Origin of the sequence: Saccharothrix sp., assembly GCF_031180885.1 — a bacterium.
Lineage (GTDB): Bacteria > Actinomycetota > Actinomycetes > Mycobacteriales > Pseudonocardiaceae > Actinosynnema.
In genome coordinates, this window is sequence record NZ_JAPSLK010000038.1 from 1 (window position 1) to 15026 (window position 15026).

The window sequence follows — 15026 nt, forward strand, 5'->3', positions numbered from 1 at the left end:
TTTGATCTTGAGAGCGCGTCAGCGCGTTTTCTTGAGAGCGCTACGCGCGTTTTTCAAAGCTCTTAAACCGCTTTCACAAGCGAACGCGCTGACGCGCTCTCAAGATGAAAAGCGGGCTTGGGAGGCCGCCGGGGGAGGAAAAGCAAAAGCGGGGCTTTCCGCCCTCCCCGTACGGCCTGGCGGAGCCCACCACAGATTTCCCGGGTGCCGCTAAAATTTTTTGCTCGTTCCTCACAAAAAATTTCGGCGGCACCCGGGAAATCTGTGGTAGCCCTTCGGGCAGGCCATACGGGGAGGGCGGAAAAGCCAAAAGCGACCGCGCTGCGCGCGCCTAAAAGCAGCCCGCTGCGCGGGCGAAAGCGACCGCGCTGCGCGGGCGAAAGCGGCCCGGTGGGTAGGGAGGTGGCTGCGTGCGGTCGACCGCCGGTGGCTACTGGAAGCCTCGGCCGGTGGTCGGGACGAGGGCCAGTGGCTGGACGTCCGGAGCGAACGTGGTCGCGGTTGTGGTGGGTGCGGGGCCCGGGATGTTGTGGGTCGGGAAGGCGTTCTCGGCGAAGAGGTCTTCCATGAACTGGTCGATCTTCTCCTCGGTCAAGTGCGGCATCGCGAAGACGTGGGCGTATTGGCGCAGTTCGCCCGCATTGGTGTGCATGGGCTGGCAGGACAGCGACCACTTGGCGATGATTTCATCGTTCGGACGTCGGAAGCGGACGGTCAGGGCCATTGGGCTGCGGTCCACGTAGAGGCCGCCCTCCGGTAGGCGGTCCTCGCGGTCCAGGCGGTCTTCCAGTTCGCGCAGGGCGCTTTCGAGGTAACGGGTTCGGCGCAGGGCGGCCACGGCGGCGGTGGCGTGGCCGCGCACGGACTTGGCCGCCAAGTGGTTCCACAGCACCAGAGGGGACAGGCCGTTGCGGGAACCGGCGAAAGTGGTGTCCGGTGAACCGGTGTAGGCGGGGGTCGCGGCGGGCTCGACGCGGAACTTGTTCTTCGTCATGAAGACACCGCACGGGAACGGCGCTCCCGCCCACTTGTGGCCGCTCATCACCAGCGAGCCGACGACGTCCACGCCCTCCACCCGCAGGCCGAAGTCGAACTCGGGGACCTTGCCCTTCAGCTCCCGCCGCAACGCCATGGCCAGCTCGCTGTGCGGGCCCTCCTCGGCCGCGCACCGCAGGAACGGCATGATCCCCGCGCCCAACGCCCCGTCGACGTGCACCCAAAAACCACGCCGGCGGTCGGTGCGGCCGGGCTCGAACTCGATGTCGCGCTCCAGCAGGCCGTGCCGGCGGAAGATCGGGACCAGGCGGGCCGCCACCTTCTCGACGTTGTCGTACGCGCCCTTGAACGTGGTGCCGAAGTTGAGCAGCAGCAGGATCGGGTGGCCGCGCTCGGCGAAGAACCGGACCAACTGCTCCAGCTTGTCCACGTCGATCTCGCCACTGCCGTCCGGGCCGCCCTTCGACGGCACCTCCAGCGGCCACCGGTCGGCGATCGGGCACTGGTTCGGGTACTCGGCCGTGCCGATCGCGCCGAACGTGTCGATCGCCAGCGTCCGCACGGCCTTGATCACCGAGTAGTGCGTGTCCTCGGAGTAGAACGCCACCGGGCGGTAGGCGTTGCGCGGGTCGGCGGTGGGTGCAGCGCCGTCACGGGCCGTGGGGACGGCCGAGGCCGGGGTCGCTGCCTGCACGTAGACCATCTGCGGGTTGACGCCGCCCGGGTCGCCGATCAGCTTGCGGCCCGACAGGTAGTCGCGGGCGGTGGCCAGGGCGTAGAGGTTGCCCTCGGTGGAGCCCATGGTGAGCACGTAACCCCAGTAGCTGTCGGGGTTCTTGGCGTCGTAGGGCCACTCGGCGCGCCACAGCTCGGCGTAGCGGTCCAGCACGGCGCGTTCCACGACCTTGGTGTTGGGCATGTAGTTGCCCTGCTGGAACGGGTCGCCGACGTTGTTGAGGTGGAAGTCGAGGAACCGGGCCAGGTCCTGCTGGGCGTGGCCCATGTCCTGGTTGCCCTGGAAGCCGACCATGTGCTCGTGCTTGCCGACCAGGTAGGTCTCCAGCTTGGTCAGCGCGTGTTTGCGCTGCTGGGCGGTCAAGCCGTCGGCGGGGATGACGAAGTCGCGGTCGGTTGGTTCGTCCCAAGTGGACGGTTCCGGTGGGGTGGGGGCGACGCGCTCGGGGGTGGTGTGCTGGGGGGAGGGGCGCTCCGAGCGGCGGGGTGTGGGTGGCGGGGTGGGTGTGGTCGTGGGGCTCGGGGTGGTTGTGGTGCTGTGGGTGGGTGTCGTGGTGGCGGTGGTGAAAGCGGGTGGGGTTTGGTTGGCCTCGGGTGGGGTGTGGTCGAACTCCGGGGGTGTGGGTGGGGTTCGGCGTTCGGCCGGGGTGGGGGCTGGTGCGGGGCTCGTGCCCGCCCACAGGTCCGTGTGTCGTTCCTCGCCGATGTGTCGGCTCATCGCACTCTCCCGACCTCAGGTCCGTCCGCCGGTCGACACTGCCACGGGCTGTGCGGCCCCACCGCGCCGTGCCCGGCGGATTCGCTGGACCGTGTCCCGGCGTCACCCGGCCGCTGGAGCCCGTCCGTCGCGCGGCGTGAAATTCGGGCTGGTGTGGGTCGTTCGGACGTCATCGGGTGATGGGGTGGCCTGGTACGAAGGTGTTGGGGAGGAACGTTCGAGCCGGGGAGGGTCTCGTGCGGGGTGCGGTTGTGGTGGCGGTGGTCGGGGTGCTGGCGGTGGTGCCTGGTGTGGCGGAGGCGGATGAGGGGGAGGTTGCGTTCGCGCCGCCGGTGGTGTTCCCGGCGGGGCACCGGCCGCACGGGATCACCGCCGGCGACGTCAACGGTGACGGGCGGGTCGACCTCGTTGTGGCGAACCAAGGCGAGGCGGTGCTGTCGGTGTTCCTCGGCGACGGCGCGGGCGGGTTCACCGTGCGCAAGGACCCTGTGCGGGTGCCTACGCGGGTGCCGGCGGCGGCTGACTTCGACCGGGACGGCAAGGCCGACCTCGCGGTCGCCGACGACTACTACGGCGAGCTGCTCGTGCTGTCCGGTCAGGGTGACGGCACGTTCGTGGAGCGCGCCAGGCACGGGCTGGGCGGTGGCTACGGGCAGGCGGTCGTGGTTGGCGACCTCGACGGGGACACCGATCCGGACCTCGCGGTCGGACGCTCGTCCGGTGGCGCGACGCCCGGGGTGACGGTGCTGATCAACGACGGTGCCGGCGGGTTCGCCCCGCGGCCCGCCGCCGCGTTCGGCACGGTGAGCGACCGCGTGGTGGGGCTGGGGCTGGACGACCTCGACGGGGACGGCAGGCCCGACCTGGTGGCGACCACGTCGACCGAGGTGTGGGTGCTGACCGGTCGGGGTGACGGCACGTTCGGCGCGGCCGGCACGCGGCTCGGCAGGGAGGCGATGGGGGCGGCGTTGGGTGATGTCGACGGTGATGGTCGGGCGGACCTGGTCGTGGCGAACCTCGACGCGCCGGGGGAGGTGCGCGCGGGAGGCGGTGCCGGGACGCTCGGCGCGCCGCGGGCGGTCGTGCTCAGCCCCGACCCGACTGCGGCGGATCCGGTGCTCGCGGATGTCGACGTGGACGGGCGGCCTGATGTGCTCGCGCGCAGCCTCAACGGGTTGTCCGTGGTGCGCAACCTTGGCGGGGGCGCGTTCGCGGCGCCCGTGCTGTTCGGGCCGGACCTGCCGAACCTGTTCGTGGCCGCCGACCTCGACGCCGACGGGCGGCCCGACCTGGCCACCAGCAGCGTGGTCGTGCGGCTCAACACGACCCCGGTGAACCGCCCGCCGGCGGCCGTCGACGACACCTTCACGCGGCCGGTGTGGTCGTCGGTGTTGCGGGTGCCCGCGCCGGGCGTGCTGGGCAACGACACCGACCCGGACGGCGGTCCGCTCACCGCACGGCTGGTCAGCGGCCCCCGGCACGGCACGCTCACCCTGGCCGCCGACGGTTCGTTCCACTACCAGGCCCGGTCGGTGTCGGCCGGGGCCGATTCGTTCACCTACCAGGTGGTCGACGCGGCCGGCGCGGTCTCACCGCCGGCCACGGTCACCATCCGCGTCGCGTTCTGACACGCGGAAGAAGCCGCGCGCCGGCTGAGTGGGGTGGCGGAGCCGGCCCCGGGTGTCCCGGCTCCGCCACCGCGCCGGTCAGTCGCGGGACCAGGCCTGGTCGGCCCACGCCGGGTCGAGCGGGGTGTGCGCGATGTGGTTGGTGTAGTTGGACAGCGTCTTGACGCCCACGCCCAGGACCACGTCGAGCAGGTTCCGCTTGGTGTAGCCCGCCGCCAGGAACCGCTCGACCCGCTCGTCGGACACCCAGCCCCGGTCGGTGACCATGGACTCGGTCAGCGCCCGGACCTCCTCCAACTCCTCGTCGGCCAGCCCCTTCCCAGCCCGCAGCGCCTCGACGACCGCCTGGTCGACGCCGGCCTTCAACGCGACCGTGGTGTGCGCGGCCACGCAGTACTCGCAGCCGTTGAGCACGCTCGTCGTGATCAGCACGACGTGCTTGGCCGGCTCCGGCAGCGACGACTTGCCGAACTGCTCGGCCAGCGCGTTGTACCCGGCGAGCAGTTCCGGCGACTCCGCCATCACCGCGTTCAGGCTCGTCACGAAACCCATGCGGCGCTTGGCGGCGGCCAGCGCGGGCCGGGCGCCCTCGGGGGCGGTGGTCTCGTCGTGCAGGGTGAACTCCGCCATGTCAGGCGACCTCCTGGCTATCTTGGAACGACCGGTTCAAGATAGCCGGCACCCGATCATCCGCGCAACGCCCTCAGCCGTTCCGCCGCGCCACCTCGAACGGCAGGCGGTCGAAGATGATCCGCATGTGCGTGATCCGGCCGTTGTGGACGGTCACGTGCTCGGCCCCCGGCGCGCTGGGGACCTGGGCGGTCCGCGTGTCGTAGACCAGCACTGCGGTGTCCTCGTCGCCGAAGGCGGCGAGCAGCGCCGAGTCCTGGACGGTCTGGGCGAACGGCCCCATGAACCCGCGGAACGCCTCCGCGCCCTCGATGCGGCCGGGCGGCGCGTCGACCACCACGTCGTCGGCGATGTAGGTCATGGCGAGGTCGAAGTCCTGGCCGGTCCAGGCCTTGAAGTAGGCCAGTGCGGTGTCCTGTGCGTTCTTCATGCTCGTACCGACACCACCCACGACTCGAACGGAACGCACTCGGCCGGGAAATCTTCGGTGGCAGGATGTCCGGGTGGGTCAGACCGTGCTCGACCGCGCGCAGGCGGGGGACGCCGACGCCTTCCGGGAACTCGTCGCACCGCACCGCGAGGAGTTGCGGCTGCACTGCTACCGGCTGCTGGGTTCGGTGGCCGACGCCGAGGACGCGGTGCAGGAGGTGCTGCTGGCCGCGTGGCGCGGGGTGGGCGGCTTCGAGGGGCGGGCGTCGGTGCGGACGTGGCTGTACCGCATCGCCACCAACCGCTGCCTCAACGTCCTGCGCGACCACGGCCGCCGCCGACCGCCCGAGCCGGTGCCGCCGTTCGTGCCGCCCGAGCCGACTCGGCGCGGGGACGTGACGTGGTTGCAGCCCTACCCCGAGACCGTGGTGGACCCGGCGCCCGGTCCGGAGGCCCGCTACGCCGGTCGGGAGGCGGTGGAACTGGCGTTCATCACCGGTTTGCAGCTGCTCCCGCCGAGGCAGGCGGCCACCCTCGTGCTGCGCGACGTGCTGGGCTACCCGGCGGCCGAGGTCGCGTCCCTGCTCGGCACCACCGAGACCGCGGTCAAGGGCGCTCTGCAACGCGCCCGCGCCACCCTCGACCGGCACCGCGGCGTCGGGCCGCCGTCCCCGGGTTCGCCGGAGGAACAGGCCTTGACCCGCCGGTTCGCCGACGCGTTCACCGCGGGGGACGTCGACGCCGTCGTGGCCCTGCTCAGCGACGAGGCCTGGCTGAGCATGCCGCCCGCGCCGCACGAGTACCAAGGCCCGGGGATCGCGGAGTTCCTGCGCGTCAGCACGGCGTGGCGGGGAGCGCGCGCCGTCCACCTGCTGCCCGTCCGCGCCAACACCCAACCGGCTTTCGGTTGCTACCACGCGGAACCCGGCGCGGACACGGCCCACCGCGCGGGCATGATCGTGCTGACGTTGTCCGGCGACCGGATCAGCCGGGTCACGCGGTTCCACGACAACACCGTCTTCGACCACTTCGGCCTGCCGGAAACCGTTGACGCACGCCGAAAGGGCCGGTCACCGGGACCGGCCCCGTCCGAGGGCGATCAGCTGAGCTTCGCGTAGAACTGGCGGATGTCGGCGACCAGGACGTCGGTCGCCTCGTGCGCCGCGTAGTGGCCGCCGGGGCCGGTGTAGGAGTTCCAGCTGACGATGTTCTTGTGGTCGCGCTCGGCGAAGGCGCGGATGGACTGGAAGTCGCCGGCGAACATGGACAGCCCGATCGGGGTGGTGGTCGGTCCGGTCGGCTGCTCGGCGGTGTGGGCGTCCTCGTAGTAGAAGCGGATCGCCGACCCGGCGGTGCCGGTCAGCCAGTGCACCGCCACGTTCGCCACGACGAACTCGGGGTCCAGGTTCTCGTCGAACAGCTGCGCGTTCCAGCCCAGCAGGCCGACGGGGGAGTCGGACAGGGCGTAGGCCAGGGTGGTCGGCTGCTGGCTGTGCACCTGGTTGAAGGAGAACTTGTTCTCGTAGAACCACTGGAGGTGCTGCACGGCGGCCATGTCGGCCTCGCTCAGCCCGGCGAACTCGGCCGGGTCGCCGGAGGGGAACGAGAAGATCTGGGTGACGTGCACGCCGATCACGCCCTCGGGGTCGAGGCGGCCCATCTCGGGGGAGACCATCGAGCCGCCGTCGTTGCCGACCGCGCCGTAGCGCTCGTAGCCGAGGCGGTGCATCAGCTCGACCCAGGCCGCCGCGGTGCGGTGGCGGTTCCACCCGGTGCTGCGGGTCGGGCCGGAGAACCCGAAGCCGGGCAGGGACGGGATCACCACGTGGAAGGCGGGCCGGTCGGCGGCGGGCTCGGTCAGCGGGGCGATGACGTCCAGGTACTCGACGATCGAGCCGGGCCAGCCGTGGGTCAGGACCAGCGGGGTGGCGTCCGGGCGGGACGAGCGGACGTGCAGGAAGTGGATGTCCTCGCCGTCGATCTCGGTGACGAACTGCGGGTGGGCGTTGAGCCGCGCCTCGAAGGCCCGCCAGTCGAACTCCTCCGCCCAGTACCGCGCGAGGCCCCGGACCCGGTCGCCGGGCACGCCGTACGCGTCGCCGACACCGGGCAACTCCGCCGGCCACAGCGCGCGGCGCAGGCGGTCGGCCAGGTCGTCGAGCTGAGCCTGCGGGACCTCGACGCGGAAGGGGCGGATCTCGGTGTTCGTCATGGCTCTCTCCTTCGGAACGGAACGCTTTGTTCCGTTTCACTGTAGCAGAGCGGAACGATCCGTTCCAAGTGTTAGTCTGGTGACCATGTCGTCACCCCCCGAGACCGGCCTGCCCGGTCGCCGCCGTCAGGCGGCCCAGAACGACCAGGTGATCCTCGACGCGGCGCGCGAGGTGTTCATGGCCGACCCGAAGGCGCCGATCGCGGCCGTGGCCAAGCGCGCGGGCGTGGGGATCAGCGCCCTCTACCGCCGCTACCCCGGCAAGGAGGACATGCTGCGCAAGCTGTGCCACGACGGGCTGCGCCGCTACATCGCCGAGGCGGAGGCCGCGCTGGAGGAGCCGGACGCGTGGGCCGCGTTCGCCGGGTTCCTGGACCGGGTGGTGGACGCGGACGTGCACTCGCTGACCGTGCACCTGGCCGGCACGTTCACCCCGACCCCGGAGATGTTCGAGGACTCCCGGCGGGCCGCCCGGCTGGCCGCCGCCCTGGTCGACCGCGCCCGGTCGTCGGGCCGGCTGCGCCCGGACGCCGTCGTCGAGGACCTGGGTCTGGTGCTGGAGAGCTGTGCCGCGATCCGCCTCCCCGACGCCGAGCGGACCCGCGAGCTGCGCCGGCGCGTGCTGACGATGATGGTGGAGAGCCTGGGGCGCACCGGCGAGCCCGACCTGCCCGGCCCGCCGCCGCACGCCGGCGACTTCGCCTGGCGCTGGCAGCCCCGGGAGTCCTCTGTGGACTGAATGTCACCCGACCGTGTTGACCTTGGCGGTTCGGATCGCGCGCGCGGCGGGTCTGGGCCAGCATCCTCGGTTGTTCGTCCAACGCAACCGTTCGGAGTCCCCATGCGCACTCTTGGCAAGCTCGTCCTCGCGACGGCCGCCGCCCTCGTCCTCGCCGCGCCGGTCGCCAACGCCGCGCCGCCCACCGGTATCGCCGCCGGCGGCCCGACCGCGCTGGTGCAGCCGTTGATGGGCTTCCTCGGCCCGCTGCTCGGCGGCCTCGGCGGCTGACCCGCGGCCAGGCCCCTGGCTCATCCGCGCCAGGGGCCTGGCGCCTCAGTGCCAGTAGTCCGCGCGCCGCCACAGCATCGCGGCGAGCATCAGCGGGAACATGATCACGTGCGCGGCGACCATCAGCGCGTCGCCGGACAGCACCCCCAGCCAGTACGGCACGAACAGCGCCACGAACGGCAAGTACATCGCGGCGGACATCTCCAAGATGCGCGGCCACGAGTGCTTCCGGATCCGCATCCACAGCGCCATCGCGACCGTCATGTCGGTGGCCATCAGCAACGCCCCGACCTCGACCTTCGCGGTCCACGAGGCCGGCCACAGCATCCCCAGCACCATCATGCCGACGAGCATGGCGACGACCATCTCCAGGTAGTGCCCGACGAACCTGGCCAACTTGCGGCCGGTGCTCCGGGTGGCGGGGGTGGTCGTCATGGTGGCGGCCTTCCACTCGTCCGATGTCGCAGGGATCATCATGGTGGCAACCGGGTCTCCAGTGGTGCGGAACTGGTTGGTAATCGCCGTGGAGCCGCTTCTACGATCCCGTCTCGTCGTCGGAGGGATCGGGATCATGAGGGTGCGGTATCCACGCACTTCGCACCTGCCGTGGTCGCCGGGTGCGACGGCGGACGACGTGCGGTTGGCCGACCTCGGCGGGTTCGTGGGGCGCGAGGTCGTGGTGACCGAGAAGCGCGACGGCGAGAACACCACGCTGTACCGGGACCGGCTGCACGCCCGGTCGCTCGACTCGGCGCACCACCCGTCGCGGGCGTGGGTCAAGGCGTTGCACGGCGCGGTGTCGGGTTCGATCCCGGTCGGGTGGCGGGTGTGCGGCGAGAACATGCACGCGCGGCACTCCCTGGGCTACGACGACCTGGCGAGCTGGTTCTACGCGTTTTCGGTGTGGGACGGGGACCGTTGCCCGGGCTGGGACGAGACGGTCCGGTTCACCCGGCGGCTCGGGATCCCGGTGCCCCCGGTGCTGTGGCGCGGGGTGTTCGACGAGCGCGCGCTGCGGGCGCTGCGGCTGGACCCGTCCCGGCAGGAGGGGTACGTGGTGCGCACGGTCGACGGGTTCCACCGGGCCGAGTTCCCCGCCCGTGTGGCGAAGTGGGTGCGCCCGAACCACGTTCAGACCGACCGGCACTGGATGTCCGGACCGGTGGCGCCCAACGGTCGTGGTGCTGCTGGTCCGCTGTGGGACGTGCGCGCGGGCCTGCCGATCGACGTGCCCGCGCTTCTCGCCGCGGTGGGCCTGGCGGACGGCGCGGAGGACGCGTTGGCGCGGCTGGACCTGCCGGACCGGGGACGCCCGACTGGCCGGGGTGCTGGCGACCTTGTCGCACCGGGTGCCGCTCGCGATGCTGCTCGCCGCGCCCTGGGTGCGGGAGCGCTACTCGGTCGACGTGGTGGACCGATCGGTGAACGACACCGGCCTTGTCCTGCTCAGCCGGGTGCCCGTGGCGGAGGCCGGTAGGCACTCCCTGGGTCCGCACAAGGCGTTGGCGGCCATGGTCGTCGAGACGGCCACCGGGCCGGTCGTGGTCGCGACGACCCACCTGACCAGCGACCACACCGGGCAGGGTGTGCGGCGGGCGGAGGAGTTGGCGGACGTCGCCGAGTGTCTGTCCGATGTGGACTGTCCGGTGGTCGTGCTGGGCGACTTCAACGACGGAACCGACCTGCCCGGCCGGGTGCTGGGCTTGCAGGACGCGTGGACGGCGGTGCGCGGCGACGACACGCCGACGTTCGACCCGGTGGCGAACCCGCTGGCGGCGGTGTCGTCGCTGACCGGCCAGGCGGACCGGCGCGACCGGGTCTTCGTGCGCGGGCTGCGGGCGTTGCGGGCGGAGTTGCGGGGCACGTCGGAGCCGGTGTCCGACCACTACGGCGTGGAGGTCGAGGTCAAACCTCTGCACTGAGGCGCGCGGCGGCGCGCATGCTCGCGGGCCCACTCACTGGGGGAGCCATGTACTTGGTCACCGGAGCCACCGGCAACGTCGGGTCCGCCGTGGTCGACGCGCTGGCGGGTGCGCCGGTCCGGGCGTTGGTGCGCAAATCGGACGCGGTGCTGCCGGACGGGGTCGAGGCCGTCGTGGGCGACTTGAACGACCCGGACAGCATCGCGCTGGACGGCGTGGGAACCCTGTTCCCGATGCCCGGGTACGCCGGCGCGGACCGGTTGCCGGCTCGGGCGCGGGACGCCGGCGTGCGGCGGGTGGTGCTGCTGTCGGGTGGTTCGGCGACGCTGGAGGACATGGACAACGCCGTGTCGCGCACATGACCCTGGCCGAGCGCGGGGTGCGGGAGTCCGGCCTGGCCTGGACGTTCTTGTGCCCGCGGGCCTTCATGTCGAACGCCCTGCGGTGGTTGCCCCAATTGGCCGAAGGAAACACCGTCCGCGTGCAGTTCCCCGACGTCGTGGCCGCGTGCGTGGACCCGGCCGACATCGGTGCCGTGGCCGCTCGCGCGTTGACCGACGACACCCACGGAGGCCGGATCTACAACCTGACCGGCCACGAACCGATGAAGCCCGCCGACCAGCTGGCCGTACTGGCCGAGGTGCTCAACCGAAACCTGACCGCCGTCCCACTCTCCGACGCCGAAACCCGAGCCGAACTCGAAGCGGCCATGCCCGCGCAGTACGTCGAGGCGTTCTTCAGCTTCTACGTCGAGGGCAAGCTGGACGAGTCGGAGGTGCGCTCCGACGTCGTGGACGTGACAGGCCGTCCGGCCCGCACCTTCGAGCAGTGGGCACAAGCGCACGCCGCCGAGTTCACGCGTCCATAAAGGACAGTGCAGGGTTCCCTGGCATCTGTCAACGGTCGGAAGAGGGTGTCGCGGGCGGCGGAAGCGGGGTTCAATCGCGCTCTCACGCCGCACGCAGCAAGGGAGTGCCCATGCGCACAGCCACCGTGGCCGCAGCCGTGGTCGCGTTCGCCGCAGCGACCGCGACACCCGCGTCCGCGATCAACACGTACAACGCGACTCCGGCGCCGGAGCGCACCGAGGTCGGCGCACTGGTCGCCACCTGGGACAACGACAACAACCCCGCCACCCCGGACCGGGTCGACTGGGTGTGCAGCGGGACGATGATCGACCGCGACACGTTCCTGACGGCCGCCCACTGCACCACCGACTGGCCGGCCAACGTGAAGTTCTACGTCTCCCTCCTCCAGGACGTCCAGTCGGCGCTGGACGCCGCTCCCGGCACGCCGGCCCAAAAGGCGGCGGCCGTCGGCGTCCAGGGCGTGGCCCACAACGACCCGTCCTACCCCGGCAACTCGGCGGATTCGCACGACATCGCCGTGGTAGAGGTCCCCGCCAAGCAAATGGCCGCCCGCTGGTCCTTCACCCCCGCCACGCTCCCCACCGCCGGCAAACTCGACGCCTTGGGTCCGCAGGCCTTGGACGACATCGAGTACTCGGTGGTCGGCTACGGCACCGAGGAAGCCCTGAACGCGCCCGGCGGCCACACCCACCCGGGCGGCGGCACGAGGATGAAGGCCCCGCTGGGCTTCAACGCGCTCAACAACACGTGGCTGCGCCTGTCGATGATCGAGTCCCAGGGCTACGGCGGTGCGTGCTACGGCGACTCGGGCGGCCCGAACTTCGCCACCATCGACGGCACCCGAACGCTGGTCGCCACCACCATCACCGGCGACGCCCCGTGCTACGCCACCAACGTCGTCTACCGCCTGGACACCCCCTCAGCCCGCACCTTCCTAACCCCCTACGTCCGCCTGCCCTGACCACTCGCTTCGCGGCCCGGTCCACAAAGGGCTGAGCCGCCCTCGTTTCCCGTTTCCTGTTTCCCGTCTCTCGTGGCCGGGCGGCCGGGTTTCGCCGCCCGGCCACGACTGACGGTGTCTCGTGGGAGAATGAGCCCCAGGGGGCGCTCAGCCGGGATTGTCGGTCCCTCGTGGGACAATGGAGACGGGGCCCGAGGCCACAGCCCGGCGCGCCGCGAACCACGGAAACGCCCCATTCCGCACCCGCCCACCCACCGCACCATCCACCCGGGCAGGCGCCACCCAGCCGTCCGTCCACGGCACCACCCAGCCGCCGCACCACCGGGCCGCCGAGCTGGCCTACTGCCGAGCCGGCCTACTGCGGGGCTGGCCCTACTGTGGGCCGCCGAGCCGGCGCACTGCCGGGCCGCCGCACTGCCGGGCCGCCGTATCGCCGGGCCGCCGTATCGCCGGGCTGGCGCACCACCCAGCCGCCGCACCGCCGTAATGCCGAGCCACCGCAACGCCCACCTGCGTTCCGTCGAGCCCGCCGCACCGTCGAGCCCGCCGCACCGTCGAGCCCGCCGCACCGTCGAGCCCGCCGCACCGCCCACCCGGCGCAGGGTCCAGTCGGCGCAGGGTCCAGTCGGCGCAGGGTCCAGCCGCCCGCCCACCGCACCACCCACCTGCCGGGGCGCTTTTGCGCCGAAGGCGCGCACCGGGCTGCCAAGCCACAGGAAGGGCCTCGGTCTGCCCCCGTACGGCCTGGGCGCAGCCCAACCTCGCTTTGGTCTTCTCCGCAACCACGCTTTACCGGTTGCGGAGAAGGCCAAAGCGTGGTTGCCTCCGGCAGGCCGTGCGGGGGCAGACCGACGCCCTTCCCCCCCCCCGGGGGCCTCCAGGCCCGCTTTTGATCTTGAGAGCGCGTCAGCGCGTCACATCTTGAGAGCGCGAAGCGCGTCCAAAGTCTCTTGAAGCGCTTGAAACGCTTGAAGCGCTTGAATCAGAAAAGTAGCGATCGGGTTGACGGGACTGCCGGAAGTGCCGGCGAACCGGACCGGAGCGACCGCGAGCTGGAACTCCCACTGACCAAGTTCCTCAGCCACCGCCGCGCACGCCTCCAAATCACAGTTGTCGAGCAACCACAGCCCCATCGCAACCAGGCCCACAGCGTGCACCGGCATCAACACGTCCGCATACCCCGACGGCTGAACGTCCTGCGGAGTGTCCGCACCGATCAACGCGACCTCCCGCTCATGCAGCCACGGCAAGCAAGACGCATGCCACCCAGCCTGCTCAAAACCGCCGACCCCACCCACGTCACCCCGGACCCGCCCATACCCGGTCCGCAAGAGCACCGCATCCCCAGACCGCACCCTCACCCCCTGCCGACGCTCAGCCTCCTCAAGATCCTCGGGAAACACACCCTCCCCGGGCTCCAACCACGGCACACCACGCACCTTCGCAACGTCCAGCAGCACACCCCGCGTGACGATCCCGTTCGCCGCCGCCGTCACAGCCGCCCACCCCGACCCGGTCGCAGCATCCACCTCCCCGTGCGACCGCCCGTTGTACATCTTGCCGTCCCAGAAGATGTGGCACGGCGAGTCGACATGGGTAACGGAATTACCGTGGAACGTGATGCCCAGCCGCTCCATCGAAAAGCCCCAGCGCCGGTCGTTCCGGAACCCGGGCGCCGGCATGTTCTCCGCACCCGGCATGTCGGCGGCGCACGGGCAGGACGTCGTCGACCGCTCCATGTCCCCGGGCACGGCGACCTCCCACGCGCACGACACGCTCCGACCGTGGCGCACGGTCCGCGCCGCCGCGAGCCGGACGTCGTCGGTGATGTGGTTCAGGGTGCCGAGTTGATCGTCGTCGCCCCACCGGCCCCAGTTGGACAGCGTGGTGAAGTACCCGAGCACGTCGTCCTGCGTGGGCATCACCCGGACGACACTAGCGGCTCATCCGCAGGCCGCTGTTTTGGCCGTACGGGACCGGCCGAACGTCGTAGCGCCCGCTAGCCCGTCTCCAGTGCCGCCCGTCCGATGCCCGGGGGTTGGCATGATGTTGTGGCGGCGTGACGTCCATAGGGGGAGCTTCGTGACCTACTCGGCCGAGATCAGTCGGGCCAACCCGTCCTGCTTCGTGTTCCTCGTCGACCAGTCGGCGTCGATGAACGACCCGATCGGCGGGGGTGGGCAGCGGAAGGCCGAGGTGGTGGCGGACGCGATCAACCGGTTGCTGGCCGAGTTGAGCGTGAAGTGCGCGAAGGAGGAAGGGGTCCGGGACTACTTCCACGTCGCCGTCCTCGGGTACGGGCACACCGTGGGCTCGGCCTTCACCGGGCCGCTCGCCGGGCGGGACCTGGTGCCGCTCAGCCAGGTCGCCGACCAGCCGGCGCGGGTGGAGAAGCGGGTCAAGAAGGTGCCGGACGGGGCCGGCGGGCTGGTGGAGACGACCACCAGTTTCCCGGTGTGGGTCGACCCGGTGGCGAACGGGGCCACGCCGATGTGCCACGCCCTCGCCCGCGCGGACGCGTTGGTGGGGGACTGGGTGGCCCGGCACCCGGACTGCTTCCCGCCGATCGTGCTCAACCTGACCGACGGCGAGTCCACCGACGGCGACCCGGCGACCGCGGCCTGGGCGGTGCAGACGCACGTGACCGCGGACGGCGCCGCCCTGCTGTTCAACCTGCACGTGTCGGCCGCGAACGCGGTCCCGGTGACCTTCCCCGACACCGACGTGGCCCTGCCCGACCCCTACGCGCGCACGCTCTTCGGGATGTCGAGCCTGCTGCCGCAGCACATGCGCTTCTACGCGCTCCAGCAAGGCGTGCCGGCCGGTGACATGGCCCGCGGGTTCGTCTACAACGCGGACATCACGTCGGTGGTCCAGTTCCTCGACATCGGCACGCGGGCCACGGAACTGCGCTGAC

At 71.3% G+C, this 15026-nt stretch carries 16 protein-coding genes; 10 read left to right on the forward strand and 6 right to left on the reverse strand.

Annotated features, from left to right (window positions below; genetic code table 11):
- Positions 1 to 430: 430 nt before the first annotated feature.
- A complete protein-coding gene (locus tag RIN75_RS30830; RefSeq protein ID WP_309115563.1) occupies positions 431 to 2449 on the reverse strand; it encodes a hypothetical protein in 2019 nt (672 codons plus the stop codon).
- Positions 2450 to 2685: 236 nt separating this feature from the next.
- On the opposite strand from RIN75_RS30830, the gene RIN75_RS30835 reads away from it, so the two are divergent.
- The gene (locus RIN75_RS30835) at positions 2686 to 4077 is read left to right on the forward strand and encodes an FG-GAP-like repeat-containing protein (RefSeq protein WP_309115564.1); all 1392 of its coding nucleotides are present in this window, start codon (positions 2686 to 2688) and stop codon (positions 4075 to 4077) included.
- Between the two features lie 78 nt (positions 4078 to 4155).
- Here the strand turns inward: RIN75_RS30835 and RIN75_RS30840 are convergent, their stop codons facing one another.
- Both RIN75_RS30840 and RIN75_RS30845 read right to left on the reverse strand, forming a co-directional pair.
- Complete coding sequence (locus RIN75_RS30840) at positions 4156 to 4707, reverse strand: carboxymuconolactone decarboxylase family protein (protein WP_309115565.1); 552 nt, start codon at positions 4705 to 4707, stop codon at positions 4156 to 4158.
- Positions 4708 to 4780: 73 nt separating this feature from the next.
- Positions 4781 to 5137 carry a nuclear transport factor 2 family protein gene (locus RIN75_RS30845; RefSeq protein ID WP_309115566.1) on the reverse strand — a complete coding sequence of 119 codons (357 nt, stop codon included), beginning with the start codon at positions 5135 to 5137 and terminating at the stop codon, positions 4781 to 4783.
- Between the two features lie 73 nt (positions 5138 to 5210).
- On the opposite strand from RIN75_RS30845, the gene RIN75_RS30850 reads away from it, so the two are divergent.
- Complete coding sequence (locus tag RIN75_RS30850) at positions 5211 to 6254, forward strand: RNA polymerase subunit sigma-70 (protein WP_309115567.1); 1044 nt, start codon at positions 5211 to 5213, stop codon at positions 6252 to 6254.
- On the opposite strand, the gene RIN75_RS30855 is transcribed toward RIN75_RS30850, so the two are convergent.
- The gene (locus RIN75_RS30855) at positions 6236 to 7348 is read right to left on the reverse strand and encodes an epoxide hydrolase (protein WP_309115568.1); all 1113 of its coding nucleotides are present in this window, start codon (positions 7346 to 7348) and stop codon (positions 6236 to 6238) included. The genes RIN75_RS30850 and RIN75_RS30855 overlap by 19 nt on opposite strands.
- Positions 7349 to 7433: 85 nt before the next feature.
- On the opposite strand from RIN75_RS30855, the gene RIN75_RS30860 reads away from it, so the two are divergent.
- Both RIN75_RS30860 and RIN75_RS30865 read left to right on the forward strand, forming a co-directional pair.
- Positions 7434 to 8087, forward strand: a complete 654-nt coding sequence (locus RIN75_RS30860; RefSeq protein ID WP_309115569.1) for a helix-turn-helix domain-containing protein — start codon at positions 7434 to 7436, stop codon at positions 8085 to 8087.
- 102 nt (positions 8088 to 8189) lie between these two features.
- A complete protein-coding gene (locus RIN75_RS30865) occupies positions 8190 to 8357 on the forward strand; it encodes a hypothetical protein (protein ID WP_309115570.1) in 168 nt (55 codons plus the stop codon).
- A gap of 45 nt (positions 8358 to 8402) precedes the next feature.
- Here RIN75_RS30865 and RIN75_RS30870 read toward each other — a convergent pair whose 3' ends face one another.
- Positions 8403 to 8834: a hypothetical protein gene (locus RIN75_RS30870; protein WP_309115571.1), complete on the reverse strand. Its 432-nt coding sequence runs from the start codon at positions 8832 to 8834 to the stop codon at positions 8403 to 8405.
- 94 nt (positions 8835 to 8928) lie between these two features.
- Here RIN75_RS30870 and RIN75_RS30875 point away from each other — a divergent pair, with 94 nt between their 5' ends.
- From RIN75_RS30875 to RIN75_RS30895, 5 genes are all read left to right on the forward strand, one after another.
- A complete protein-coding gene (locus tag RIN75_RS30875; protein WP_309115572.1) occupies positions 8929 to 9834 on the forward strand; it encodes an RNA ligase family protein in 906 nt (301 codons plus the stop codon).
- On the forward strand, positions 9779 to 10279 hold the full coding sequence (locus RIN75_RS30880) for an endonuclease/exonuclease/phosphatase family protein (RefSeq protein ID WP_309115573.1): 501 nt from the start codon (positions 9779 to 9781) through the stop codon (positions 10277 to 10279). The genes RIN75_RS30875 and RIN75_RS30880 overlap by 56 nt, the downstream gene beginning before the upstream one ends.
- A 47-nt stretch (positions 10280 to 10326) precedes the next feature.
- A complete protein-coding gene (locus RIN75_RS30885; RefSeq protein WP_309115574.1) occupies positions 10327 to 10641 on the forward strand; it encodes an NAD(P)H-binding protein in 315 nt (104 codons plus the stop codon).
- Positions 10638 to 11147, forward strand: coding sequence for an NmrA family NAD(P)-binding protein (locus RIN75_RS30890; RefSeq protein WP_309115575.1), 510 nt, complete (start codon positions 10638 to 10640; stop codon positions 11145 to 11147). Before RIN75_RS30885 ends, RIN75_RS30890 begins: the two co-directional genes overlap by 4 nt.
- A 110-nt stretch (positions 11148 to 11257) precedes the next feature.
- On the forward strand, positions 11258 to 12109 hold the full coding sequence (locus RIN75_RS30895; RefSeq protein ID WP_309115576.1) for a trypsin-like serine protease: 852 nt from the start codon (positions 11258 to 11260) through the stop codon (positions 12107 to 12109).
- A gap of 914 nt (positions 12110 to 13023) precedes the next feature.
- Here RIN75_RS30895 and RIN75_RS30900 read toward each other — a convergent pair.
- Positions 13024 to 14031, reverse strand: a complete 1008-nt coding sequence (locus RIN75_RS30900) for a cyclase family protein (protein WP_309115577.1) — start codon at positions 14029 to 14031, stop codon at positions 13024 to 13026.
- 160 nt (positions 14032 to 14191) lie between these two features.
- On the opposite strand from RIN75_RS30900, the gene RIN75_RS30905 reads away from it, so the two are divergent.
- The gene (locus RIN75_RS30905) at positions 14192 to 15025 is read left to right on the forward strand and encodes a VWA domain-containing protein (protein WP_309115578.1); all 834 of its coding nucleotides are present in this window, start codon (positions 14192 to 14194) and stop codon (positions 15023 to 15025) included.
- The last annotated feature ends 1 nt before the right edge of the window (position 15026 follow it).